This window comes from Escherichia sp. MOD1-EC5433 (assembly GCF_002966005.1).
GTDB classification, from domain to species: Bacteria; Pseudomonadota; Gammaproteobacteria; order Enterobacterales; family Enterobacteriaceae; genus Escherichia; species Escherichia ruysiae.
The window spans coordinates 239,254-264,709 of record NZ_PTRL01000004.1 but is presented as its reverse complement, the minus strand read 5'-3'; the positions used below and the strand labels follow the sequence as shown (position 1 = coordinate 264,709).

Here is a 25,456-nt window from a genome sequence, read left to right as displayed (position 1 = left end):
CAGGAATAGATTATGAAATTCAGTGAACTGTGGTTACGCGAATGGGTGAACCCAGCGATTGATAGCGACGCGCTGGCGAATCAAATCACCATGGCGGGTCTGGAAGTTGACGGTGTAGAACCCGTTGCAGGTAGCTTCCACGGCGTGGTTGTCGGTGAAGTGGTTGAGTGTGCCCAGCATCCGAACGCGGACAAACTGCGTGTGACGAAAGTCAATGTTGGCGGCGATCGCCTGCTGGATATCGTCTGCGGTGCGCCAAACTGCCGTCAGGGGCTGCGTGTGGCGGTAGCGACTATTGGTGCTGTTCTGCCAGGTGATTTCAAAATTAAAGCGGCGAAACTGCGTGGCGAACCGTCTGAAGGGATGCTGTGCTCCTTCTCTGAGCTGGGTATTTCTGACGATCACAACGGCATTATCGAACTGCCAGCGGATGCGCCAATTGGCACCGACATCCGCGAATACCTGAAACTTGATGACAACACTATCGAAATCAGCGTTACGCCAAACCGTGCCGACTGCTTAGGCATCATTGGTGTTGCGCGTGACGTGGCTGTGCTGAATCAGCTACCGCTGATTGAACCGGAAATCGTTCCGGTTGGTGCGACCATCGACGACACGCTGCCGATTGCAGTAGAAGCGCCGGAAGCCTGCCCGCGTTATCTTGGTCGTGTGGTTAAAGGCATTAATGTTAAAGCGCCAACCCCGCTGTGGATGAAAGAAAAACTGCGTCGCTGCGGTATTCGTTCTATTGATGCGGTAGTTGACGTGACCAACTATGTGCTGCTCGAACTGGGCCAGCCGATGCACGCTTTCGATAAAGATCGTATTGAAGGCGGCATTGTAGTGCGGATGGCGAAAGAGGGTGAAACGCTGGTGCTGCTCGACGGTACTGAAGCGAAGCTGAATGCTGACACCCTGGTCATTGCCGACCACAACAAGGCGCTGGCGATGGGCGGCATTTTCGGTGGCGAACACTCTGGCGTAAATGAAGAAACGCAGAACGTCCTGCTGGAATGTGCTTTCTTCAGCCCGCTGTCTATCACCGGTCGTGCTCGCCGTCATGGTCTGCATACCGATGCGTCTCATCGTTACGAGCGTGGTGTTGATCCGGCACTGCAGCACAAAGCGATGGAACGTGCGACCCGTCTGCTGATTGACATCTGCGGCGGTGAAGCTGGCCCGATTATCGATATCACTAACGAAGCAACGCTGCCGAAGCGTGCGACCATCACTCTTCGTCGTAGCAAACTGGATCGCCTGATCGGCCATCATATTGCTGATGAACAGGTGACTGACATTCTGCGTCGTCTCGGCTGTGAAGTGACCGAAGGCAAGGACGAGTGGCAGGCTGTTGCGCCAAGCTGGCGTTTCGACATGGAGATTGAAGAAGATCTGGTCGAAGAAGTGGCGCGTGTTTACGGCTACAACAACATCCCGGATGAGCCAGTACAGGCGAGCCTGATTATGGGCACTCATCGTGAAGCTGACCTGTCACTCAAGCGCGTGAAAACGCTGCTCAACGACAAAGGCTATCAGGAAGTGATCACTTACAGCTTCGTTGATCCGAAAGTTCAACAGATGATCCATCCGGGCGTTGAAGCCTTACTGCTGCCAAGCCCGATTTCCGTTGAAATGTCGGCAATGCGTCTTTCTCTGTGGACTGGCCTGCTGGCAACCGTGGTGTACAACCAGAACCGTCAGCAAAACCGTGTGCGTATTTTCGAAAGCGGTCTGCGTTTCGTGCCGGATACTCAGGCACCGTTGGGCATTCGTCAGGATCTGATGTTAGCTGGTGTGATTTGCGGTAACCGTTACGAAGAGCACTGGAACCTGGCAAAAGAGACCGTTGATTTCTATGATTTGAAAGGCGATCTTGAATCCGTTCTCGACCTGACCGGTAAACTGGCTGACGTTGAGTTCCGTGCAGAAGCGAATCCAGCACTGCATCCGGGACAATCCGCAGCGATTTATCTGAAAGGTGAACGTATTGGTTTTGTTGGGGTTGTTCATCCTGAACTGGAACGTAAACTGGATCTTAACGGTCGCACTCTGGTGTTTGAACTGGAGTGGAACAAGCTCGCAGACCGCGTGGTGCCTCAGGCGCGTGAGATTTCTCGCTTCCCGGCGAACCGTCGTGACATCGCGGTTGTGGTCGCAGAAAACGTTCCCGCAGCGGATATTTTATCCGAATGTAAGAAAGTTGGCGTAAATCAGGTAGTTGGCGTAAACTTATTTGACGTGTACCGTGGTAAGGGTGTTGCGGAGGGGTATAAGAGCCTCGCCATTAGCCTGATCCTGCAAGATACCAGCCGTACACTTGAAGAAGAGGAGATTGCCGCTACCGTCGCCAAATGTGTAGAGGCATTAAAAGAGCGATTCCAGGCATCATTGAGGGATTGAACCTATGGCGCTTACAAAAGCTGAAATGTCAGAATATCTGTTTGATAAGCTTGGGCTTAGCAAGCGGGATGCCAAAGAACTGGTTGAACTGTTTTTCGAAGAGATCCGTCGCGCTCTGGAAAACGGCGAACAGGTGAAACTCTCTGGTTTTGGTAACTTCGATCTGCGTGATAAGAATCAACGCCCGGGACGTAACCCGAAAACGGGCGAAGATATTCCCATTACAGCACGGCGCGTGGTGACCTTCAGACCCGGACAGAAGTTAAAGAGCCGTGTCGAAAACGCTTCGCCCAAAGACGAGTAATCTGATCTAACTAAAAAGGCCGCTCTGCGGCCTTTTTTCTTTTCACTCCCGGCGAGTCACCGTAAAATCAACAGCATTACTCTGCAGCTGAACGGATACCATGCTGACACTAGCCCGCCAACAACAGCGACAAAATGTACGCTGGTTATTTAGCCTGTCAGTATTAATGCTGCTGGCGCTTCTTTTAAGCCTTTGTGCTGGTGAACAATGGATCTCACCAACTGACTGGTTTACCCCCCGAGGCGAGCTTTTTGTCTGGCAAATACGTCTTCCACGCACGCTGGCTGTATTGCTGGTTGGTGCGGCGCTGGCGTTATCCGGCGCAGTAATGCAGGCGTTATTTGAAAACCCGCTTGCAGAACCCGGGTTACTCGGCGTCTCTAATGGCGCTGGTGTAGGGCTTATTGCTGCTGTATTGCTGGGGCACGGGCAATTACCTGAGTGGGCGCTGGGGCTTTGTGCCATTGCTGGTGCACTCATTATCACTTTAATTCTCCTGCGTTTTGCCCGCCGTCATCTTTCGACCAGCCGATTATTGCTGGCGGGAGTTGCATTAGGGATTATCTGTAGTGCATTAATGACGTGGGCTATCTACTTTTCCACATCGGTTGATTTGCGCCAGTTAATGTACTGGATGATGGGCGGCTTTGGCGGTGTTGACTGGCGGCAAAGCTGGCTGATGGTAGCGTTGATCCCGGTATTGTTGTGGATTTGCTGTCAGTCCAGACCGATGAATATGTTAGCTCTTGGTGAGGTCTCGGCGCGACAGCTGGGGCTGCCTCTTTGGTTCTGGCGCAATGTGCTGGTAGCAGCGACCGGCTGGATGGTCGGCGTCAGTGTGGCGCTTGCTGGTGCTATTGGATTTATTGGTCTGGTGATCCCGCATATTCTGCGGCTGTGCGGGTTAACCGATCACCGTGTTTTACTTCCTGGCTGTGCTCTGGCAGGCGCTACGGCATTGCTACTCGCTGATGTCGTCGCTCGTCTGGCACTGGTTTCCGCCGAGCTGCCAATTGGTGTAGTCACCGCTACGTTGGGCGCACCGGTGTTTATCTGGCTATTGTTAAAAGCAGGACGTTAGCCGTAAAAAGAAGGTCTATGATTAAAAGCTAAGATTTTTACTGACCACATCCAGGAGACACGATGCAAGATTCCATTCTGACGACCGTAGTGAAGGATATCGACGGTGAAGTGACCACGCTGGAGAAATATGCCGGTAATGTACTGTTGATTGTCAATGTTGCCTCAAAGTGTGGCTTAACGCCGCAATATGAGCAGCTGGAGAATATTCAGAAAGCCTGGGCCGATCGTGGTTTTGTCGTACTGGGATTCCCGTGCAACCAGTTTCTTGAGCAAGAGCCGGGCAGTGATGAAGAGATTAAAACTTACTGTACAACCACCTGGGGAGTGACGTTCCCGATGTTCAGTAAGATTGAGGTCAATGGTGAAGGTCGCCATCCGCTGTATCAAAAACTGATTGCCGCAGCGCCGACCGCAGTCGCGCCGGAAGAAAGCGGATTCTATGCGCGCATGGCCAGTAAGGGACGTGCGCCACTGTATCCTGATGATATTTTATGGAATTTTGAGAAATTCCTGGTAGGCAGGGACGGCAAGGTCATCCAGCGTTTTTCCCCGGATATGACGCCGGAAGATCCCATTGTAATGGAAAGTATTAAACTGGCGTTGGCAAAATAATGTCTATTGTGATGCAGTTGCAGGATGTAGCGGAATCAACCCGCCTGGGGCCGCTTTCGGGTGAAGTTCGGGCAGGGGAGATCCTGCATCTGGTGGGGCCAAACGGCGCGGGTAAGAGTACCTTGCTGGCGCGAATGGCCGGAATGACCAGCGGTAAGGGAAGCATTCAGTTCGCGGGGCAACCACTGGAAGCATGGTCCGCAACAAAACTCGCGCTGCATCGCGCCTATCTTTCGCAACAACAAACACCGCCATTTGCTATGCCGGTCTGGCATTACCTGACCCTGCATCAGCATGATAAAACGCGTAGCGATCTGCTAAATGATGTCGCTGGGGCGCTGGCTCTTGATGACAAGCTCGGACGTAGCACCAATCAACTTTCCGGTGGTGAATGGCAACGCGTACGTCTTGCTGCGGTGGTGCTGCAAATCACGCCGCAAGCCAATCCTGTAGGGCAATTGCTGCTTCTCGATGAACCCATGAACAGCCTTGACGTTGCCCAACAAAGTGCGTTAGACAAAATTCTGAGCGCGCTGTGCCAGCAAGGACTGGCGATTGTGATGAGCAGTCACGACCTTAATCACACATTGCGTCACGCGCATCGTGCGTGGCTGCTAAAAGGCGGGAAATTGCTGGCCAGTGGACGCCGGGAGGAAGTTCTGACACCGCCTAATCTGGCGCAGGCCTATGGGATGAATTTCCGCCGTCTGGACATTGAAGGTCACAGAATGCTGATTTCGACTGCCTGATAACAATAGCATCTTGAAAATCGGGTAATTTCGACGCTAAATTAATGCAAGAATAAAAAACAGAGGATTCGTACGGAATGCGTTTCTGCCTTATTTTAATCACAGCACTGTTTCTGGCTGGGTGTAGCCATCATAAAGCGCCGCCACCAAACGCCAGACTTTCTGACTCTATTACCGTGATTGCCGGTTTGAACGATCAACTACAAAGCTGGCATGGCACACCTTATCGTTATGGTGGTATGAGTCGTCGTGGGGTTGACTGCTCAGGCTTTGTGGTCGTAACGATGCGCGATCGTTTCGATTTGCAGTTGCCGCGTGAAACAAAGCAACAGGCCTCTATCGGTACTCAAATTGATAAAGACGAGTTGCTGCCAGGCGATCTGGTTTTCTTCAAAACCGGCTCTGGGCAAAATGGTTTACATGTGGGTATTTATGATACCAATAACCAATTTATTCACGCCTCTACCAGCAAAGGGGTGATGCGCTCTTCCCTTGATAATGTTTACTGGCAGAAAAATTTCTGGCAAGCGAGAAGAATCTAGTATGTCGAAAAGGACGGTGATGTGTCATCGTCCTTTTACTTCTGAATACCGTAGTATTTTTCAGACAAAAATTCCGTAAATGGAATATTCGTTTATAATTAGAATAATCTAAAAAAGGACCCATGAAAAAGTGGTTAACAAGGAACAAATGAAAGTTATCCTTTCTGTTTTTTTTATGTTTTATGGTCTCATCCTTTTTAGCCGGATTTGTAAAAATATTTCTGGAGAAGGGCGATTACCATGAAGATTTTACTGGATAATGTTTATCATTCTGATTGCTATTTCCTGCCGATAAGAGATAGCCGGCAAAATCTTGTTGGGGTTGAATTAATAACCCATTTCTCCAGTGAAGACGGTATGGTTCGCATCCCGACGACGCGGGTTATGGCGCAGCTTTCCGAGGAACAGCATTGGCAGCTATTTGCCGAGCAGCTAGAATTACTTAAATCATGCCAACATTTTTTTATTCAACACAAATTTTTCGCATGGATTAATTTGACGCCACAAGTAGCAAGATTATTATTAGGTGCTAATAATTACGCAGACCAACTATTAAAATTCCCTTTCATTGAATTGCGGATTAATGAAAATTATCCACAACTTAATGAAGGAAAAGACAATTGTAATCTCTTGCGCTTATCACAAATTTCTCCGTTGGTGTTGGGGAATTTAGGTGCGGGCAACAGCAACATGAAAGCAATATTTGATGGTCTTTTCACTCGAGTTATGTTGGATAAAGGCTTTGTTAAGCAACAAATAGCTAATACATCCTTCGCGCCATTTATTCGTGCTATTCATACGCAAATTTCGCCTTGTTGCAGCTATATCATTGCGGCAGGTATCGATACCTCAGAAATGTTGGCGCGAATCACACCGTATGGTTTTCATGCCCTACAAGGATGCTTATGGCCTGCTGTTCCCGTCAGTCAGGTAACAACGCTGGTTCAGCGATAACCCTTTTGTTTGCTGGTGTTTAAGATGAGGGTAACCGTCTACACTATCAGACAGGAGGATCTATGACCCTGTCTTTTATTACCCGCTGGCGCGATGAATTGCCAGCAACTTATACAGCACTTTCCCCCACGCCTTTAAATAATGCCCGGCTGATTTGGCATAATGCTGAACTGGCTAACACGCTGGGTATTCCATCGTCGCTGTTTGAACGTGGTGCTGGCGTCTGGGGGGGAGAAACATTACTGCCTGGCATGTCGCCACTGGCGCAGGTCTACAGCGGTCATCAGTTTGGCGTCTGGGCGGGCCAGTTGGGTGACGGGCGTGGCATTCTTCTCGGTGAGCAACAACTTGCCGATGGCACAACAATGGACTGGCATCTGAAAGGAGCGGGGCTGACGCCTTATTCGCGCATGGGCGATGGACGGGCGGTATTACGCTCTACGATTCGTGAAAGTCTCGCCAGTGAGGCGATGCATTATCTGGGCATTCCGACGACGCGCGCTTTAAGCATCGTTACCAGCGATACGCCAGTTTACCGGGAAACGGTAGAATCAGGCGCGATGCTAATGCGCGTGGCGCAAAGCCATCTGCGATTTGGTCACTTCGAACACTTTTACTATCGCCGCGAGCCGGAAAAGGTTCGCCAGTTGGCTGACTTCGCCATCCGTCATTACTGGTCACATCTTCAGGATGATGAGGATAAATACCGTCTCTGGTTTACCGATGTTGTCGCACGTACCGCGTCGTTAATTGCTCACTGGCAGACAGTCGGTTTTGCTCATGGTGTTATGAACACTGACAACATGTCGATTCTCGGACTGACGCTCGATTATGGGCCGTTCGGCTTCCTCGATGATTACGAGCCTGGTTTTATCTGTAATCACTCTGACCATCAGGGGCGTTATAGTTTTGATAATCAGCCTGCCGTCGCGTTGTGGAATTTACAGCGTCTGGCACAGACATTGTCGCCATTTATTGCTGTGGATGCGCTCAATGCGGCGCTGGATAGCTATCAACAGGTTTTGTTGACACATTATGGGCAACGAATGCGGCAGAAACTGGGCTTTATGACGGAACAAAAAGAAGATAACGCGCTGCTGAATGAATTATTCAGTTTGATGGCGCGAGAGCGCAGCGACTATACCCGTACATTTCGCATCCTTAGCCTGGTTGAACAGCGCAGTCCGGCATCGCCACTGCGTGATGAGTTTATTGATCGTGCGGCATTTGATGACTGGTTTGCCCGTTATCGGGCGCGTTTGCAGCAAGATAACGTCACCGACAGCGAACGTCAGCAACTTATGCAAAGCGTCAATCCGGCGTTGGTGTTGCGCAACTGGCTAGCACAACGAGCCATTGAGGCGGCGGAACAGGGCGATATGACGGAATTACACCGCCTGCATGAGGCGTTGCGAAATCCTTTCAGCGACAGAGATGATGATTATGTCAGCCGTCCACCGGACTGGGGCAAACGGCTGGAAGTCAGCTGCTCAAGTTAAACGCTACTTTGTCAGTAGCAGTTTGCCAGCCTGGGTTTTACGGAGCAGATATTCTTGTCCGTCATGATCAATGATCAGTTTGCCATCCGGACCTAACAGTGTCTGGCTGGCAATGCGTCGAACAGGCTGCGGGGAAGAGGCCTTCTGACTTGCATCCGTTTTAGGCGTGAGTCTGCTGCTATCCGTATAGCTCATAAAAACTAATAATAATTGATATAACAATGATTCTTATTATCAATACAATCTTGCGCCAGGGCAAGTAATAATTCATTGATAAGACAAGCTATTGAGCAGAAATGCCCATTCCAGACGGAACGGGCATGTATTCAGAAGCGGGTATCCACCGCAGAGGCGAGTTTTTCGACCAGGTGTTCGGTATCTTCCCAGCCTAAACACGGATCGGTAATTGACTGACCGTAAGTGAGCGGTTGACCACCGACGATTTTTTGCGTTCCTTCGCGCAGGAAACTTTCCGCCATAATTCCGGCAATCGCGGTAGAGCCATTGCGGATTTGCTGGCAAATATCCTCACAAACCTCTAACTGGCGACGATGCTGCTTCTGGCAATTGCCGTGGCTGAAATCCACTACCAGATGTTCAGGTAAATCAAACTCGTGCAGCGTATCGCAGGCGGCGGCGATATCATCGGCATGGTAATTCGGCTTTTTGCCGCCGCGCATAATAATGTGACCATACGGGTTGCCGCTGGTCTGATAGATGGTCATCTGACCGTTTTTGTCTGGTGAGAGGAACATATGGCTGGCGCGCGCCGCGCGAATCGCGTCCACGGCAATACGCGTGTTGCCATCAGTACCATTTTTAAAGCCTACCGGGCATGAGAGCGCGGAAGCCATTTCGCGGTGGATCTGGCTTTCGGTAGTGCGTGCGCCAATCGCGCCCCAGCTAATTAAGTCAGCAATAAACTGACCGGTCACCATATCGAGAAACTCGGTCGCGGTGGGAACGCCCAGCTCATTTACCTGCAACAGTAACTTACGCGCCAGTTCGAGGCCGTGATTTACCCGATAGCTGCCGTTTAAATCCGGATCGGAAATTAATCCTTTCCAGCCGACAACGGTTCGTGGTTTTTCAAAATAGGTGCGCATTACGATTTCCAGCCGTGACTGGTACTGGTTGCGCAGCGCCTGCAGACGGGTGGCGTACTCCATTGCAGCGGTGAGATCGTGGATCGAGCAGGGGCCAATAATGACCAACAGTCGCTTGTCTTCACCATTCAGTATTTTTTCAATTCTGCGGCGGGAATCGGTGACATGGCTGGCGACGCCAGGCGTTACGGGATACCGTAGCGCGAGTTCGGCGGGCGTTACCAGACTCTCGATACGCGCAGTACGGAGTTCGTCAGTTCTGTTCATTACAAGTCTCAGAAATTTGTTGCTTCAACGGCAGGACTACCGGGAAGTGATGCGCATCACGATAAACCAATCCCTGCTGATTTCAAGTGCGAGGCAGGTTACGCCTCGCTCAATTGACGGCATAATAACAAAAAAGCGAACTCTTATACTAGTTTTCTAGTACATTCTCCGGCTAAGACCCATGATATCGAGGATCTTGGTGGCAATCTCTTCTACCGAATAATTGGTACTGTTGATCCACGGGATCTGATTTTTACGGTACAACGCTTCTACTTCCGCGACTTCCATCCGACACTGACGAAGCGAGGCATAGCGACTGTTTTCCCGACGCTCTTCGCGAATAGCCGCCAGACGCTCAGGGTCGATGGTTAGCCCGAACAGTTTATGCTGTAGCGGTTTAAGGGACGCGGGAAGCACCAGATTATCCATGTCATCGGCAATAAAGGGGTAGTTTGCCGCGCGGATACCAAACTGCATCGCCAGATACAGACTGGTGGGAGTTTTACCGCAACGAGAAACGCCGAGCAGGATCACCTGTGCCTGATCCAGATTTCGCAACGAAATGCCGTCATCATGAGCGAGGGTGTAATCAATCGCCGCAATGCGCGCATCATATTTATTAAGGTTGTTGGGATTCAGGCCGTGGGTTCGATGGGCAATCGGTGTCGGGTCCAGCTTCATTTCTTGTTGTAGCGGGGCAACCAGCGCCTGAACGATATCCTGACAAAAACCTTCACTTTGCAAGATGATGGCGCGAATTTCCGGTAACACGATGGAGTAGAAGACCAGTGGGCGCACACCTGTTTGCTGATAAATCGCGTCTATTTGGTCTTTCACCGCCCGCGCCCGGCTCTCATTTTCGACAAACGGCAGCGTAATGCTGCTGATAGTAACGGGAAATTGCGACATCACTGCGTGTCCTAATACCTCCGCAGTTATTGCCGTACCATCAGAAATATAAAAAACGTGGCGATCAACAGCATTATCCATTTTGTTCTTCCCGTGATGCAGACATAATTCTATGAAAGCATAAATTAAAAACGTACAGAAGCGTAGAACGTTATGCCTGGTTTATAAAATGAACCTTTAATTTTATTTTTTATGAAAACAGCATTTCATTTTTCGGTTTCGTTTATACCGATGGTTTATGTGGGAATTATCGAAGATAACAGATTTGCGCAACGCTGGGATCAGTCTTAAAAAGTAAAAAAATATATTTGCTTGAACGATTCACCGTTTTTTTCATCTGGTTAAATATGCAAAGATAAATGCGCAGAAATGTGTTTCTCAAACCGTTCATTTATCACAAAAGGATTGTTCGATGTCCAACAATGGCTCGTCACCGCTGGTGCTTTGGTATAACCAACTCGGCATGAATGATGTAGACAGGGTTGGGGGCAAAAATGCCTCCCTGGGTGAAATGATTACTAACCTTTCCGGAATGGGCGTTTCCGTTCCGAATGGCTTCGCCACCACCGCCGATGCGTTTAACCAGTTTCTGGATCAAAGCGGCGTAAACCAGCGCATTTATGAACTGCTGGATAAAACGGATATTGACGATGTTACCCAGCTTGCGAAAGCAGGCGCGCAAATCCGCCAGTGGATTATCGACACTCCCTTCCAGCCTGAGCTGGAAAACGCCATCCGCGAAGCCTATGCACAGCTTTCCGCCGATGACGAAAACGCCTCTTTTGCGGTGCGTTCCTCCGCCACCGCAGAAGACATGCCGGACGCCTCCTTCGCCGGTCAGCAGGAGACCTTCCTCAACGTTCAGGGTTTTGACGCCGTACTGGTGGCAGTGAAGCATGTCTTTGCTTCCCTGTTTAACGATCGCGCCATCTCTTATCGCGTTCACCAGGGGTATGATCACCGTGGCGTGGCGCTCTCAGCCGGTGTTCAGCGGATGGTGCGTTCCGACCTCGCATCTTCTGGCGTGATGTTCTCCATTGATACCGAATCCGGTTTCGACCAGGTGGTGTTTATCACTTCCGCATGGGGTCTCGGTGAGATGGTTGTGCAGGGCGCGGTTAACCCGGATGAGTTTTACGTGCATAAACCGACGCTGGCGGCGAATCGCCCGGCTATCGTGCGCCGTACCATGGGGTCGAAAAAAATCCGCATGGTCTACGCGCCGACTCAGGAGCACGGCAAGCAGGTTAAAATTGAAGATGTGCCACAGGAACAACGTGACATCTTCTCGCTGACCAACGAAGAAGTGCAGGAACTGGCAAAACAGGCCGTACAAATTGAGAAACACTACGGTCGCCCGATGGACATTGAGTGGGCGAAAGATGGCCACACCGGCAAACTGTTTATTGTGCAGGCACGTCCGGAAACCGTGCGTTCACGCGGTCAGGTCATGGAACGTTATACGCTGCATTCACAGGGCAAGATTATCGCCGAAGGCCGCGCTATCGGTCATCGCATTGGCGCGGGGCCGGTGAAAGTCATCCATGACATTAGCGAAATGAACCGCATCGAACCTGGCGACGTGCTGGTCACTGACATGACCGACCCGGACTGGGAACCGATCATGAAGAAAGCCTCTGCCATCGTCACCAACCGTGGCGGACGTACCTGTCACGCGGCGATCATCGCCCGTGAACTGGGTATTCCGGCGGTGGTAGGGTGTGGCGATGCGACTGAACGGATGAAAGACGGTGAGAAGGTCACCGTTTCCTGCGCTGAAGGCGACACCGGTTACGTTTATGCTGAGTTGCTGGAATTTAGCGTGAAAAGCTCCAGCGTGGAAACCATGCCGGATCTGCCGCTGAAAGTGATGATGAACGTCGGTAACCCGGATCGTGCGTTTGACTTTGCCTGTCTGCCAAATGAAGGCGTAGGTCTGGCGCGCCTGGAATTTATCATCAACCGCATGATTGGCGTTCACCCGCGCGCACTGCTTGAGTTTGACGACCAGGAACCGCAGTTGCAAAACGAAATCCGCGAGATGATGAAAGGCTTTGATTCCCCGCGTGAATTTTACGTTGGTCGTCTGACTGAAGGGATCGCGACGCTGGGCGCTGCGTTTTATCCGAAGCGCGTCATTGTCCGTCTCTCTGATTTTAAATCCAACGAATATGCAAACCTGGTCGGTGGCGAGCGTTACGAGCCGCATGAAGAGAACCCGATGCTGGGCTTCCGTGGCGCCGGTCGCTACGTTTCTGATAGCTTCCGCGACTGCTTCGCGCTGGAGTGTGAAGCGGTGAAACGTGTGCGCAACGACATGGGGTTAACCAACGTTGAGATCATGATCCCGTTCGTGCGTACCGTTGACCAGGCGAAAGCGGTGGTTGAAGAACTGGCGCGTCAGGGGCTGAAACGTGGTGAGAACGGGCTGAAGATCATCATGATGTGTGAAATTCCGTCCAACGCCTTGCTGGCAGAACAGTTCCTCGAATATTTCGACGGCTTCTCTATCGGCTCAAACGACATGACGCAGCTGGCTCTTGGCCTGGATCGTGACTCCGGCGTGGTGTCTGAACTGTTTGATGAGCGCAACGATGCCGTGAAAGCACTGTTGTCGATGGCGATCCGTGCCGCGAAGAAACAGGGCAAATACGTCGGGATTTGCGGTCAGGGGCCGTCTGACCACGAAGACTTTGCCGCATGGTTGATGGAAGAGGGGATCGACAGCCTGTCTCTGAACCCGGACACCGTAGTGCAAACCTGGTTAAGTCTGGCTGAACTGAAGAAATAAAATATAACCCCGGCGACAATATGTCGCCGGGGTTAGCTATTTGCGGAAACGGGTCTTATTCAGTAATTGCGCAATAACCCTCGGTTAATCGCTGAATAATATCTTTTCTGAGCAAAAATTTTTGTATTTTACCGGATGCAGTGCGGGGTAACTTTTCAGTTATCACAATATGTTCAGGGTATTTATATTTCGCTACCCGTTTACGGCTAAAAAATGCCACCACATCTTCCAGCGATAATGAATGATGTGGCGATTTTAATACAATATAAGCACACGAGCGTTCGCCTAAGCGTTCATCGGGCATCGCAACTACGCAGGCATCATGAATTTTGGGATGCTGTAACAATATATCCTCTACTTCACGGCTGCTAATATTTTCTCCGCCACGGACAATAATATCTTTCTTGCGTCCGGTTATTTTTATATAACCCGCCTCATCCATACAACAGAGATCGCCACTGTAATACCAGCCTTTATCATCCAGCGCACGGGCGGTTAATTCAGGTTCATCAAAATAACCCATAAACACATTGGGGCCGCGCGAGGCCTCTTCACCTTCACAACCGGCCGGTAAGGTCTTGCGTGCGTCATCGACGACTTTGATTTCCACGCCAGCGGCAGCGTAACCATCGGTATGCATAAAGCGCGACAACGGATCGTCGAGATTCACCACCGCGTGCGGCGAGCTTTCTGTGGAGCCATAAACACTTAACAATTTAATGCCGCGTTGTTGGCATTCTCGCGCCACTTTTTTGGGGATCGTGGTGCCACCGCAAAGAAAGAAACGCAGCGCAGAAAGATCTGCGGGCTGTTTTTCCAGTAAATTCAAAAGGTCATAGACAAATGGCGTTGCGCCGAGCATACAGGTGCAACGTTGTTGCTCAAGCAACGAGAGACAGGTTTCAGGGGTGAAAATATCTAACAAGACGCTCCGTGCGCCTACCAAAAACGGCGCCGTTACGCCATGCAGAAAACCTGTCGCATGACCCAGCGGTGCCGGCATCATAAAAACATCCAGCCAGGTCAGATTCAGCCGCGCACAATATGCCCGTTCGCTGGCGAGAATATTATTATGTGTCAGCATCACGCCCTTTGGCATACCTTCAGTTCCGGAGGTAAACAGCACCGCCGCTAATTCATCGCCGTGAACCGATATCGCCGTCATCAGCGGGGTATTATCGGTAATAATCTGGCTTAACGAGAGAGACGATGTGGCGGGAGCCAGTTTGTCCACGCCGACAATTTGTTGCAGATGTGGAAGCTGATTTTGCAGCGGCAGGATTAAATCTACCGGACGCGTTTGTTTAAACAACGTCGGGGCAAAAAACATTTTGGCCTGGCACTTATTGAGCACCCACACCAGTTCCGCTTCTCGCCAGGAAGGCAACAACGGCACGGAAACTGCGCCGGTTTTCAGGCAGGCGAGATAGATAACGGTAAATTCACACCAGCCGGGCAGTTGAAATGCGACGCGATCGCCGGTTTCAATACCGTTCGCCAGCATCCAGTTTGCCAGACAGCTCGCGGCCTGATCGAGCGCGCTATAGGTGTACGCTGCGCCATGATTATCGACCACGGCAATTTTGTCTGGCATCGCACGAGCGGTCTGCTGCCAGTAATCGGCCAGCGAAGCATCACCCCATAACCCTTGCTGCCGATAGGCTGCACGACGCTGCGCGTTAAACGTTAATGTCACTTTCATTTTGGACTCTCGAAACAAAACGTCAGGCCCGATGTGCGGGCCTGTGGGATGCGTGATTAACCGTAGCGGAAATCAATACCGAAAGTGCCAGCAGGGTATTGCCATTGTTCGAGGATAGTGTTGCCGCAAAGCACCCGACAGGTTCCGCATTCGAGACAACCGGCAGAATCAAAATGAATATTTCCCGCCTCATCCTGTTTATAAAGTCCGGCCGGGCAGGCTTTCATTAATTTACGAAATTCATTGATATCAGGGTTTGCCGCCAGAATGATGTGCGGATGTCCCTCATCAACATGGAATTTATTGACGCCTAATTTGACGTCAACATTAACCGTAGCATTCTGGCTCATAGTGCGGTTGCTCCCTTAATGCCATCTTTGAGCAAGTTGATCAGCCCGATTTTCTTCGCATGTCCCATGATCATCTTGCGCACCGGCTGGTTAGGTTTGCCGTCGATGGTGAACATATCGTTCATGATGTCGGCGACCATGCGCGGGTATTGGCTAAACAGGCGCGGGGTTTCCATCAGTGCCGGGATTTTGCGAAAATGCTGCATATCGCGCATGACGCAACTCTGTTCCAGCTCACGTTTGTATTGCGCCAGACTGCTGGTGGAGAAATCCGCGCGTTCTTTGGCGGCAATCACCGTTGTGGCTGCAGCCTGTGCCGACGCGATGGCTAAATCCATCCCGCGAACCGTAAAGCCCAGATTGAGGCAGAAACCGGCGGCGTCACCGACGATCATCACACCATCGTTAACCAGTTGCGGCACCATCGCCAGACCACCTTCCGGCACCATATGCGCGGAATATTCAAGCAGTTTGCCACCGCTAATTAGCGGGCGTATGGCGGGGTGCTGTTTAAAATCTTCCAGCATTTGCGGCACGCTTTTTTGCGCATGGGCGATATCACCCAATCCGCAGACCAGACCCAACGATACGGAGTCGTGATTGGTATAAAGGAATCCGCCGCCCATTAATCCGTCAGAAGGAGAACCGGCAAACAGCCAGGCGGCGCCTTCATTGTCGGTAACGTTAAAGCGATCGTTGATTTGTTCTGGCGTGAGGCCAATGACCTCTTTAACACCAACAGCGTAATGATGCGGATCGGAGGCGGGAACCATTCCCAGCGAACGACCAAGAATTGAGTTAACGCCATCAGCCAGAATCACCACATTCGCTTCGAGAATATCATCCCCGGCCTGGACGCCAGTGACCTTGTTTCCTTCGCGAACCAGCGCATCGACGCGAACGCCCGGGATAAACTGTGCACCTGCCTGTTCTGCTTGTTCCATCAGCCACGGATCGAGGCGGTTGCGCAATACGGTATAAGACGCTTGCTGCGGGGCATCCGGTTGCTCACGGTGAAAATCGAGGGTAACGGCGCTCTCTTCGGTTAAGAAGGAGATTTTCTCGCGTGTGACCTTGCGTTCAACCGGCGCAGATGCAGCAAAGCCGGGAATAATAGCCTCAAGCGTGTGGGCATAAAGACGCCCGCCAGTCATATTCTTGCATCCGGCGCTGTCACCGCGTTCTATCACCAGGACATCCAGTCCGGCTCGCGCCATCACCAGTGCGGCAACGCTACCGGCAACGCCCGCACCGACCACAATGGCATCAAATTTGTCATCCGACATGCGTTATGCTCCCTTCCCGCTGCGTTAACAGCGGGATATGTGGTTGAAAAGGAATTAGCGATTCAAATGGCTAATCAGGGCAGGGACGACGTTGTAGATATCGCCCACCAGACCGTAGTCGGCATAGTTAAAGATTGGCGCGTTTTTATCTTTATTGATGGCGACAATCACTTTTGCGCCGTTGCCGCCGACCATATGCTGGATCTGCCCGGAAATCCCCAGCGTCAGGTAGAGATCGGATTTCAGCAACACGCCGGAGACGCCGATATAACGTTCACGTTCCATCCAGTTCTCGCCTTCGGCAATCGGGCGTGAGCAGCCGACTTCAGCATTCAGCGCCGCCGCCAGTTCGTGAACCATTTTCAGATCATCCTGAGCCGCCAGACCACGCCCGACGCCGACCACGCGTTTCGCTTTACTCAGATCCACACTGCTTGCCGCTTTAGCGCGGCGTTCGCGACAGAGAATTTCATGACGCGGGGCAACGTAAGGCACCGTTTCAATCGGGCATTGATGAGAAGCATTGCTCGTGCACGGTTCCTGAACACCGGGCGCAAGGGTAATTATCGCCAGCGGGCTGGTGATTTTTTCCTGAGCGAACGCTAACCCGCCATACATACGGTGCTCGGCGTAAATGTGACCATCGACAACATCCACTGCTGTGGCATCGTTTACGAGCGCTGCATTCAGTTGCACACTTAACCGTGCTGCCAGAGCTTTACCGCGTTTTGTCGCGGCCATTAGCAACATAGCGGGGTGTTTATCTTTAAGCAGGGCAGCAATGCTTTCAGCGTAATTTTCAGTGCGTTGCAGCGCAGCGTTTTGCTCAAGAACATAAATACATTTTGGGCCATAAGGCATAACCGCCTGCGCCTGGTCGGCATTTTGCACAATGGCATACACCTGTTGTCCCCATTGCTGCGCGCCGCCAAACAGTTCGGCATAACGTTCAGGATTATCGCTAAAGACCCAGACGTTGTTTAATTGACTCATCGTTTCTTCTCCGTAGGCTTTAGTTCAGGGCTTTCTTCAGGTGTTCCGCCAGCTCGGCAATCGCTTCCGGCGAATCGTTATCGAGAATGATGTGTTTACGTTCTGTTTGTGGCGGTACGCGAATGCCGGTCAGTTCAGCAAGTGGCGCGCTCTGGCTCCAGCCGATATCACTCGCCTGCCACTGGTTCACCGGTTTTTTGCCTGCACCGAGAATGGCTTTCATGGAGGGGATACGTGGAACGTTGATATCAGACGTGACGCAAAGTACGGCGGGAAGCGAGAGTGCAATAACCTCAACTTCCTCTTCGAGTGTGCGTTCAGCCACCAGTGTATCGCCCTGACGCGCAATGGCACTCACCGCATTAATCACCGGAAGTTGCAATATTTCCCCCACCAGCAGACCGACCTGCTGGGCATAGAGATCGCCGGAACCTTCACCAAAGATCAGTACATCAAAGCCGATTTTTTCTGCTGCGGTTGCCAGCGCCTTTGCGGTATCGACGGGCAGCGCGTGTTCAAGTTGGGCATCCTGCACCATATAAAGACTATGTGGCCCGCGTGATAACACGTCTTTGCGCACTTTTGAGTTCTGCAACAACGAACCGCCAACCGTCAGCGCGGCTATCTCGTCGTCATCCGTTGCGAGCTGGCTTGCAGCTTCAATGGCATTGAGATCGAACTGGCTGATTTTGGCGTCGGCATTGTCGAAATTAAGGGTGTATTCGGGAGTGACAACAATGTCCTGTTCTTCAGGCACCAGCTTAAAGCAGGTTATTATTTTCATGATTTCTCCTGTGGGTCGCATACGGAACCATCTCCGATGGAAGGTAAAAATGGCCTGAAAATAGTGTGCGATAGCAGTGCGGGGTTTTCGACGGAGCAAGCTGTTTTCCTTGCCAACAATCTTGCAAAAAAAATGCGATCGCTAAAACAAAAGTGCAGTTAGCGGCAATATTGTTATGCCATGACCGTACAATCTTGCATTCGGTGTAAATAATCTTGTTTAGCTCTCGCTAAACGCGGTTGTATAACCGCAATACACGCCGTATTTTATCCGGCATATATTGCTTTTGCTTGCTCATGGATAGGGAGGTTGTCATGTATCAACGCTGTTTTGATAATGCCAGCGAAACGCTGTTTGTCTCTGGAAAAACGCCACGGCTTTCACGTTTTGCATTTAGCGATGATCCCAAATGGGAGTCTGGACATCACGTTCATGACAATGAAACTGAGCTGATTTATGTCAAGAAAGGGGTGGCAAGGTTTACCATTGACTCCTCGTTATATGTAGCCCATGCCGATGACATTGTGGTGATAGAACGCGGCAGACTTCATGCGGTGGCTTCTGATGTCAACGATCCAGCAACGACCTGTACCTGTGCGCTGTACGGTTTTCAGTTTCAGGGGGCAGAGGAAAACCAGCTTCTGCAACCGCATTCATGTCCGGTAATTGCCGCAGGGCAGGGAAAAGAGGTCATTAAAACCTTATTTAATGAGTTAAGCGTGATTTTGCCGCAAAGTAAAAATAGTCAGATATCTTCGTTATGGGACGCATTTGCCTATACATTAGCAATTCTTTACTACGAAAATTTTAAAAATGCATATCGTTCGGAGCAGGGGTATATTAAAAAAGATGTTCTGATAAAAGATATTCTCTTCTACCTGAATAATAACTATCGCGAAAAAATCACCCTGGAACAGTTATCGAAAAAGTTTCGTGCCAGCGTCAGCTATATTTGTCATGAATTTACTAAAGAATATCGAATTTCCCCTATTAATTATGTTATTCAACGGCGTATGACGGAAGCAAAATGGCTGCTGACTAATACTGATTTATCACAGGCAGAGATCTCCTGGCGTGTGGGTTATGAAAATGTCGATCACTTCGCCAAACTGTTTTTGCGCCATGTCGGCTGTTCGCCCAGTGATTACCGCAGGCAATTTAAAAACTGTTTTGCGGAACAAGAGACCTTTTCTGAATTTCCTCAACCCGTAAGTCTTGCCGGATAAATCTGGCGGCGCAGTTTTGCAAGAAGCTGCGCCGCCTGCAGATTATTTGTTCTGATAATCTTTCAGGATCTGCCGACCTGCCACGTAAATCATAATTTCGTCTGTACCGCCGCCGATACGTTCACAGCGGACATCACGCCAGAAGCGGGAAACGCGCGCTTCATCGGTATAGCCCAGACCGCCCATGATTTGAATCGCATCATCAATAACTTCCATCGCGGTACGTGCGCAGTACAGTTTTGCCAGCGCCGCGCTGGTGCGCAGTGACTGATGCTGGTCAGCTTGCCATGCCACTTTCAGCACCATGTTGCGCATGTTGTCGATCTTAATCGCCATCAGCGCCAGTTTTTCCTGGAGCATCTGGTTATGCCCAATCGGCTTACCAAAAGCGACACGCTGGTTGGCATAGCGGGCTGCATCTTCGAAGGCGCATTCGGCAAAGCCGGTGCTGCGTGCGGCGTTGATCAGGCGCTCCATCTCAAAGTTGTACATCACATTGAGGAAGCCCATTCCTTCTTCGCCCACCATGTCGCTCTCTTCAACCTCTACGTTGTCGAGATAAACTTCGCAGGTGCTGAGCATATGCCAGCCGATTTTATGCAGTGGGTTGATCTTAATACCAGGCTTACCGGAGTCGACCCACCAAAGGGTGAAGGCTTTTTTCGGATCTTTCGGTTGCGGATCGCGCGCCAGCACCAGCATGTACGGATACTCTTTCGCGCCGGTAATAAAGGTTTTCTGTCCGTTGATATAAACCTTGCCATTTTTACGCGTGTAAGTGGTGGTGGCGCTGTTGTTGTCTGAGCCAGCGCCCGGTTCCGTCAATGCCAGGGCATAGGCGGGATCACCCGTTTCCAGGGTGCTTTCTGCCGTTTTACGTAGCTGCTCTGCAGAACCGAAGCGGCGCATACTGTGAATACACTGACCGTTGGTAATCAAAAACGCTGGAGCACCGCATTTTGACACTTCCATCAGCGCCAGCATTTGGGTGACGTAATCCGCAGGGATACCGCCAAATTCTTCCGGCACGCCAAGCATGGAAATACCGTTATCCGCCAGCGCCCGCATAAACTCACGCGGATATGTCCCGTTTTGATCGCAGGTGCGGAAATACTCTTCCGGGAAGTTAGTCGTAATCAACTCGCGAATACTGGCCAACAGCAGTTCTTGTTCTTCAGTTAAAGAAAAATCCATCGTTATACTCCTGTTAATGAGCCGCTTCAGGCAGGACAAAACCCATCGCCGCATCGATAAATAATCTTTCGTCCATTAGTTTGAGTTCTGGCGAAATAACTGGGGTGAAATCCATTTTGTCGAGAATATCTTTTTGTAAATCGACACCGGGAGCGATTTCGATTAAATGCAGACCATCTTCTTTCAGCGTGAATACGGCGCGTTCAGTGATATAACGAACATCCAGTCCCCGTTCAAGAGCAATTTTTCCACTAAACGTGATTTCCGGTAGTTCACGGATAAATTTCTTCACCCGTCCTTCCTGAACGATATTTAATTTACCGTCGGAAATTTCTGTTTTTAAACTTCCTGCGGTTAACGTGCCACAGAAAATAATTTTCTTCGAGGTGGCGCTGATATCAATAAATCCGCCGGTGCCCATGATTTTGCCATTGAATTTATGTACGCCGACGTTACCGTACTGGTCCACTTCGGCAAAACTCAAATAACAAACATCCAGACCACCGCCGTGGTAAAAATCGAACTGGGACGTCATATCCAGAATGGCGCGGGTATTAACATTTGCGCCAAAGGCGATACCTTGCGAGGTAATACCGCCAATCGGACCCGTTTCCACAGTCAGAATAAAGTCATCAGCACATCCTTCTTCCCGGGCGACCAGACCAATGCCATCGGCAATACCGACGCCGACATTACCGACCGCACCTTTACGCATTTCGTATAGTGCGCGCCGTGAAACTAATTTACGCTGATTAAGCGGCAGACTAAGTTTGGTACTGTCATCAAGGGTGAAGTCGCCAGAAATAAAACGGTTAACTGGTGCGCCGCCATACAACTGGGTTTGATCCGGATCGACAACGACAATATCTACCAGGTAGCCCGGAATACGCACCGCCTTCGGATGCAGCGTGGCTTTCTTAACCATTTTCTGCACCTGCATCATTACGATACCGCCGTTATTGTGCACCGCCTGAGCAATGACCAGCGCGTCGAGATACATCACTTCATCTTCAAAGGTGGCATAGCCTTCGCTGTCGCAGGTGGTGGCGCGAATAAAGGCGATATCCGGCGCAATCGCTTTGTAATAGAGATATTCTTTATTATCAAACTCGACCAGTTTAATCAGGTCTTCTTTGGTCACTTCATTAAGTTTGCCGCCTTGTTGACGAGGGTCGACGAATGTACCAATACCAATATCACTAATAATACCTGGCTGGTGAGCAGCGGCGGCGCGTAAGGTTTGTGTAAGTACGCCTTGTGGATAGTTATAAGCAATAATTTTATTATGTTCTGCGAGATCAGAAATACGCGGCGATTGTCCCCAGTGACCGCATAATGCCCATTTCACCAGGCCTTCTTGCGCCAGCGGACTAATACCACGGTCGGCGCGATCGCCAAGCCCCGTAGGGCTAATAATTGATAAATTACGTGGCGTTTGAGTCTGTTTATATTTATCAGCAAGAGCAGTAATTAATGTGGTGGCTTCCAGAATACCGCCGCCAGCGCCTAAGACACAAAGCGTTGCTTCGTCGGGAATATAATTCACCGCTTCCTGTGCCGACAGGACCGGCACTCGTCCATTAATACGAGGTGGTTTTACAGGTTTCATTATTTTTTCCTGATTCAGGTGTGAATTTCCCTGCGCCAGCCAGAAAAAATAGCGCGCAGGTATCCACGGAATATTTTTATTAAATACTCTTAAAACACTTGTTTTTATTTCGGCGGGTGAGGGTGTTCCCGCCGGAATGTTATTGATTATGCCTGATGCAAAATAGTTAATACTGTGCGCAAATCATTCACTGATATTTGCCCAGGGGCAGAGGCTTTTTTTACTGCGCCAAAGGTTGCCGCCGAACCGAAAACTTCACCCGCCAGACGGGAAATTACGCCAGTTTTTGCCATCGACATCGTAATGATTGGACGATCGGCATACTGTTCCTGCATCTCCAGGGTCGCGGCAAGTAACGTCAGCACATCGCTGGTGCTTTGTGGCATCAGCGCAATTTTGGGAATATCAGCGTCGAAGGACTGCATTTTGCGCAGACGGGCGATGATTTCTTCGGCCTCCGGTGTTTTATGAAAGTCATGGTTGGACATGACAACTTTCACATCATGCGCATGGGCGTAGGCGACGGTTTCTTTAACCTGATCATCGCCGGTAAATAACTCCAGATCGATCATATCGACCAGACCGCTGTCGATGGCTGCGCGATTGAGTGCAATATAAGCCTCGGTGGAAATCGCCTGCTCGCCGCCTTCTTTGGCACTGCGGAAGGTAAACAGCAGTGGTTTTTCCGGCATTACCTCGCGGATAGCTTTTGCCGCTGCCATGACCGACTCTACGCAGGAGAGGTCGGCAAAGTGATCCACGCGCCACTCCAGAATATCAAAGTCTGCTTCACGATAGACGAGAGCTTCAGACTTCACGCTGGCGATATCTTTCGCCATCAGCGAGACGATGATTTTTGGTGCGCCCGTGCCAATGACGAGATCTTTTACAGTTACGGTTTTCATTTCTTACCCTTTCTGCACGCGGTCAGCCTGTCAGGCGCCGAACCCCATGACCTGTTTAACATATTCCAGAGGGAAATCTTTGCCAGTCCATAACGTGAACTGTTCAGCCCCTTGCCACAACAACATGCCGTATCCATCAATCGTTTTGCAACCCGCTTGTTGCGCCTGCTGCAATAACTTCGTCATATGCGGGTTATATACGCATTCAGTGACCAGAAGTCCTGGATGTAACAAGCTGATATCATTAACTAATGATTCATTCTCAAGAGGTTTCATACCCACTTTGGTGCCGTTGGTTAAAATGTCAGCAGAAGCCAGCGCCTCGGCAAAGGCCTGTTGATCGGCGAGATCCGTAACTGTGACGACGCAATCGGTGTTTTCGTTGACCCGTTGCGCGAAGGCGAGGGCTTTATCAAAAAACTCATCCCGACGGTTAAAGAGTTTAATTTCTTTTAACCCTTCAATCGCCCCCTGCGCGCCAATTGCCGTTGAGGCGCCACCGGCACCTAACAGCACCATCGTTTTGCCTTTGATATCAAAACCGCTCTCTTTAATGGCGCGAATATGGCCTGTGCCGTCGGTGTTATAACCGCGCAGGTAGCCGTTATCATTAACGATGGTATTGATGGCGCCCACCAGTTTCGCCGCAGGCGTTAATTCATCAACATATTCACACGCCAGTTGTTTGTTCGGCATCGACACACCGGTACCGCGCATTTTTAAGGCTTTTAATCCTTCAATCGCACCGGCAAAGCTATCGTTATCCACCTCAAAGGCCATATAGGTAAATGGTAATCCTGCTTTTTCTAAAGCTTTATTTTGCATTTCAGGCGATAAACTATGGCGGATAGGATAGGCCATCAGTCCAATCAATTCGTATTTAGCAGTAACATCCATAATTAACTCCTTTAACCTCTGTGCTTAATTGTGTTTAAAATAACGCTCACCTAACCGGATATCATTTTGGGGAATAATGAATACGCGGTAATAGCGAATGAAAACAATAATCGCGGTAATCAGAGCCAGCAGCGCGAAAGTAAAATCGAGAACGATGATATATTGCAGGCCGATATTTGACAGATAACCAGTAATCAGAGGAATAACAAAGTTTGCCAGGCCTCCCATCATCATATAAATACTGGTAACTTTGGCTTTGCTTTTGGGGAAAAACTCCGACATGACCGAAACGCCGAGTTGTAAAATGCCGCCAGCTGCTGAGAAACCGATAACAAAGGCTCCGGCATTACACACTAGCGGAGAAGGGTAGAGATAGATAATAGCAGCAGTTACCGTTGCCAGTGCAGAGTTAAATACGTTAGCCCAGATGGGGCGTACTATTTTTTTCAGTAGCGCGGCAAAAATAAAGACACAGACCAGCGAACCCATACTGTAATAAGAGATGGTTTTTAATGCCTCGGCTTCCGACATACCAGCAAATGCCATTGCATATTTGGGCATCCACACCACAATTACATAAAAGGTCGAGAATGCGGCGACACCGAACAGTACCGATGAAACACCTTCCAGCCAGACTAACGGTTTACTGTTCATTTGCGGTAATTCATTAGCAACGCTGGCGTCCACTAATTGGCTGGGGAATTTGCTTTTCAACAGCATCAGCGTGATCAGTACAAACAGGATGCCCGGAATAATCAGCCCATAGCCGTACCAGATGTTATTCAGCAGCATATAACTCACCAGCATTGGATAGAACATTTGCCCGAATGACACCATTGCTTTAACCAGTATTACCGCCGACCCGGAGGCTTTCGGAAAGCATTCCATTAACGCCGGGTAACCACCGGTATCCAGCGCCGAGTTAGCGATACCTACGCACACTGCCAGACAGTAAGCGAGAGTTAAATTCGGGCAAGCGGGAATACCAAAGAAGAACAACAGATACATGGCGACTGCCATTAATATTACCGCTCGCCGACCAAATTTGTCGGAGATCACACCGAAGAATAAAATACTGATCAGGCGACCCAGGCCAATACCAGAAATTAAATAAGCAATACCCGCGTTGTCAGTCGAAAATTTTTCTGCCAAAGTTGACATGTTCTGTGCAAGTGTAATAACACTAATGCCGTGCAGGAAATAACTGAAGTAAATACAAAGAACAGCCAGGATAAATGGCGTGCTGAAAGCCTTATTTTGAGACATTTTCACAGCTCCTTGCTGAAAGATAATT

The 25,456-nt window shown here is 50.2% G+C and carries 22 protein-coding genes and 1 pseudogene; 10 read left to right on the top strand and 13 right to left on the bottom strand.

Going from position 1 to position 25,456, the window contains the following annotated elements; all coding sequences use genetic code 11:
* The first annotated feature begins 12 nt into the window (after nt 1-12).
* The 8 genes from pheT to selO all read left to right on the top strand — a co-directional run bounded on the left by pheT (nt 13) and on the right by selO (nt 8,143).
* Nucleotides 13-2,400, top strand: coding sequence for a phenylalanine--tRNA ligase subunit beta (pheT, locus tag C3D30_RS10490; RefSeq protein WP_105282746.1), 2,388 nt, complete (start codon nt 13-15; stop codon nt 2,398-2,400).
* Between the two features lie 4 nt (nt 2,401-2,404).
* Nucleotides 2,405-2,704, top strand: coding sequence for an integration host factor subunit alpha (ihfA, locus tag C3D30_RS10485; RefSeq protein WP_001229265.1), 300 nt, complete (start codon nt 2,405-2,407; stop codon nt 2,702-2,704).
* Between the two features lie 100 nt (nt 2,705-2,804).
* Nucleotides 2,805-3,785 (top strand): vitamin B12 ABC transporter permease BtuC, encoded by a 981-nt coding sequence (gene btuC / locus C3D30_RS10480; RefSeq protein WP_105284808.1) that lies wholly within the window; start codon nt 2,805-2,807, stop codon nt 3,783-3,785.
* A gap of 62 nt (nt 3,786-3,847) precedes the next feature.
* Nucleotides 3,848-4,399 carry a bifunctional thioredoxin/glutathione peroxidase gene (gene btuE, locus C3D30_RS10475; RefSeq protein WP_001154179.1) on the top strand — a complete coding sequence of 184 codons (552 nt, stop codon included), beginning with the start codon at nt 3,848-3,850 and terminating at the stop codon, nt 4,397-4,399.
* Nucleotides 4,399-5,148, top strand: coding sequence for a vitamin B12 ABC transporter ATP-binding protein BtuD (gene btuD, locus C3D30_RS10470; RefSeq protein WP_000029455.1), 750 nt, complete (start codon nt 4,399-4,401; stop codon nt 5,146-5,148). Before btuE ends, btuD begins: the two co-directional genes overlap by 1 nt.
* A 77-nt stretch (nt 5,149-5,225) precedes the next feature.
* Nucleotides 5,226-5,690: a C40 family peptidase gene (locus tag C3D30_RS10465; protein ID WP_001209771.1), complete on the top strand. Its 465-nt coding sequence runs from the start codon at nt 5,226-5,228 to the stop codon at nt 5,688-5,690.
* A gap of 240 nt (nt 5,691-5,930) precedes the next feature.
* Nucleotides 5,931-6,644, top strand: a complete 714-nt coding sequence (locus C3D30_RS10460) for an EAL domain-containing protein (protein ID WP_016158169.1) — start codon at nt 5,931-5,933, stop codon at nt 6,642-6,644.
* A 62-nt stretch (nt 6,645-6,706) separates the two neighbouring features.
* Nucleotides 6,707-8,143 (top strand): protein adenylyltransferase SelO, encoded by a 1,437-nt coding sequence (gene selO / locus C3D30_RS10455; RefSeq protein ID WP_000175584.1) that lies wholly within the window; start codon nt 6,707-6,709, stop codon nt 8,141-8,143.
* Between the two features lie 3 nt (nt 8,144-8,146).
* On the opposite strand, the gene hemP is transcribed toward selO, so the two are convergent.
* The 3 genes from hemP to ppsR all read right to left on the bottom strand — a co-directional run bounded on the left by hemP (nt 8,147) and on the right by ppsR (nt 10,506).
* Complete coding sequence (gene hemP, locus C3D30_RS10450; RefSeq protein WP_010349995.1) at nt 8,147-8,338, bottom strand: hemin uptake protein HemP; 192 nt, start codon at nt 8,336-8,338, stop codon at nt 8,147-8,149.
* A gap of 131 nt (nt 8,339-8,469) precedes the next feature.
* Nucleotides 8,470-9,516, bottom strand: a complete 1,047-nt coding sequence (gene aroH, locus C3D30_RS10445; RefSeq protein WP_001082211.1) for a 3-deoxy-7-phosphoheptulonate synthase AroH — start codon at nt 9,514-9,516, stop codon at nt 8,470-8,472.
* 156 nt (nt 9,517-9,672) lie between these two features.
* A complete protein-coding gene (ppsR, locus tag C3D30_RS10440) occupies nt 9,673-10,506 on the bottom strand; it encodes a posphoenolpyruvate synthetase regulatory kinase/phosphorylase PpsR (RefSeq protein WP_000368056.1) in 834 nt (277 codons plus the stop codon).
* Nucleotides 10,507-10,837: 331 nt separating this feature from the next.
* On the opposite strand from ppsR, the gene ppsA reads away from it, so the two are divergent.
* The gene (gene ppsA, locus C3D30_RS10430) at nt 10,838-13,216 is read left to right on the top strand and encodes a phosphoenolpyruvate synthase (RefSeq protein ID WP_000069365.1); all 2,379 of its coding nucleotides are present in this window, start codon (nt 10,838-10,840) and stop codon (nt 13,214-13,216) included.
* Nucleotides 13,217-13,271: 55 nt separating this feature from the next.
* Here ppsA and fadK read toward each other — a convergent pair whose 3' ends face one another.
* Genes fadK through C3D30_RS10405 form a run of 5 tightly spaced genes read right to left on the bottom strand, consistent with a single transcriptional unit; the run spans nt 13,272 to nt 18,331 of the window.
* Nucleotides 13,272-14,918, bottom strand: coding sequence for a medium-chain fatty-acid--CoA ligase (fadK, locus tag C3D30_RS10425; protein WP_105286858.1), 1,647 nt, complete (start codon nt 14,916-14,918; stop codon nt 13,272-13,274).
* Between the two features lie 56 nt (nt 14,919-14,974).
* A complete protein-coding gene (locus C3D30_RS10420; protein WP_105286857.1) occupies nt 14,975-15,268 on the bottom strand; it encodes a ferredoxin family protein in 294 nt (97 codons plus the stop codon).
* Nucleotides 15,265-16,554, bottom strand: a complete 1,290-nt coding sequence (locus C3D30_RS10415) for an FAD-dependent oxidoreductase (RefSeq protein ID WP_105286856.1) — start codon at nt 16,552-16,554, stop codon at nt 15,265-15,267. The genes C3D30_RS10420 and C3D30_RS10415 overlap by 4 nt, the downstream gene beginning before the upstream one ends.
* 54 nt (nt 16,555-16,608) lie before the next feature.
* Nucleotides 16,609-17,547: an electron transfer flavoprotein subunit alpha gene (locus C3D30_RS10410; protein ID WP_105286855.1), complete on the bottom strand. Its 939-nt coding sequence runs from the start codon at nt 17,545-17,547 to the stop codon at nt 16,609-16,611.
* A gap of 19 nt (nt 17,548-17,566) precedes the next feature.
* A complete protein-coding gene (locus tag C3D30_RS10405) occupies nt 17,567-18,331 on the bottom strand; it encodes an electron transfer flavoprotein (RefSeq protein WP_105284813.1) in 765 nt (254 codons plus the stop codon).
* Between the two features lie 314 nt (nt 18,332-18,645).
* On the opposite strand from C3D30_RS10405, the gene C3D30_RS10395 reads away from it, so the two are divergent.
* Nucleotides 18,646-19,557 carry an AraC family transcriptional regulator gene (locus C3D30_RS10395; protein ID WP_000284822.1) on the top strand — a complete coding sequence of 304 codons (912 nt, stop codon included), beginning with the start codon at nt 18,646-18,648 and terminating at the stop codon, nt 19,555-19,557.
* Between the two features lie 42 nt (nt 19,558-19,599).
* Here C3D30_RS10395 and C3D30_RS10390 read toward each other — a convergent pair whose 3' ends face one another.
* From C3D30_RS10390 to C3D30_RS10370, 5 genes and pseudogenes are all read right to left on the bottom strand, one after another.
* Nucleotides 19,600-20,751, bottom strand: a complete 1,152-nt coding sequence (locus C3D30_RS10390; RefSeq protein WP_105286854.1) for an acyl-CoA dehydrogenase — start codon at nt 20,749-20,751, stop codon at nt 19,600-19,602.
* Between the two features lie 13 nt (nt 20,752-20,764).
* Nucleotides 20,765-22,360 carry an acyl CoA:acetate/3-ketoacid CoA transferase gene (locus C3D30_RS10385; protein WP_105286853.1) on the bottom strand — a complete coding sequence of 532 codons (1,596 nt, stop codon included), beginning with the start codon at nt 22,358-22,360 and terminating at the stop codon, nt 20,765-20,767.
* A 146-nt stretch (nt 22,361-22,506) separates the two neighbouring features.
* A complete protein-coding gene (gene aroD / locus C3D30_RS10380) occupies nt 22,507-23,265 on the bottom strand; it encodes a type I 3-dehydroquinate dehydratase (RefSeq protein ID WP_000860205.1) in 759 nt (252 codons plus the stop codon).
* A gap of 30 nt (nt 23,266-23,295) precedes the next feature.
* Nucleotides 23,296-24,162 carry a quinate/shikimate dehydrogenase gene (gene ydiB / locus C3D30_RS10375; protein ID WP_000383454.1) on the bottom strand — a complete coding sequence of 289 codons (867 nt, stop codon included), beginning with the start codon at nt 24,160-24,162 and terminating at the stop codon, nt 23,296-23,298.
* Between the two features lie 11 nt (nt 24,163-24,173).
* A pseudogene (locus C3D30_RS10370) lies at nt 24,174-25,428 on the bottom strand (MFS transporter).
* Nucleotides 25,429-25,456: the final 28 nt, after the last annotated feature.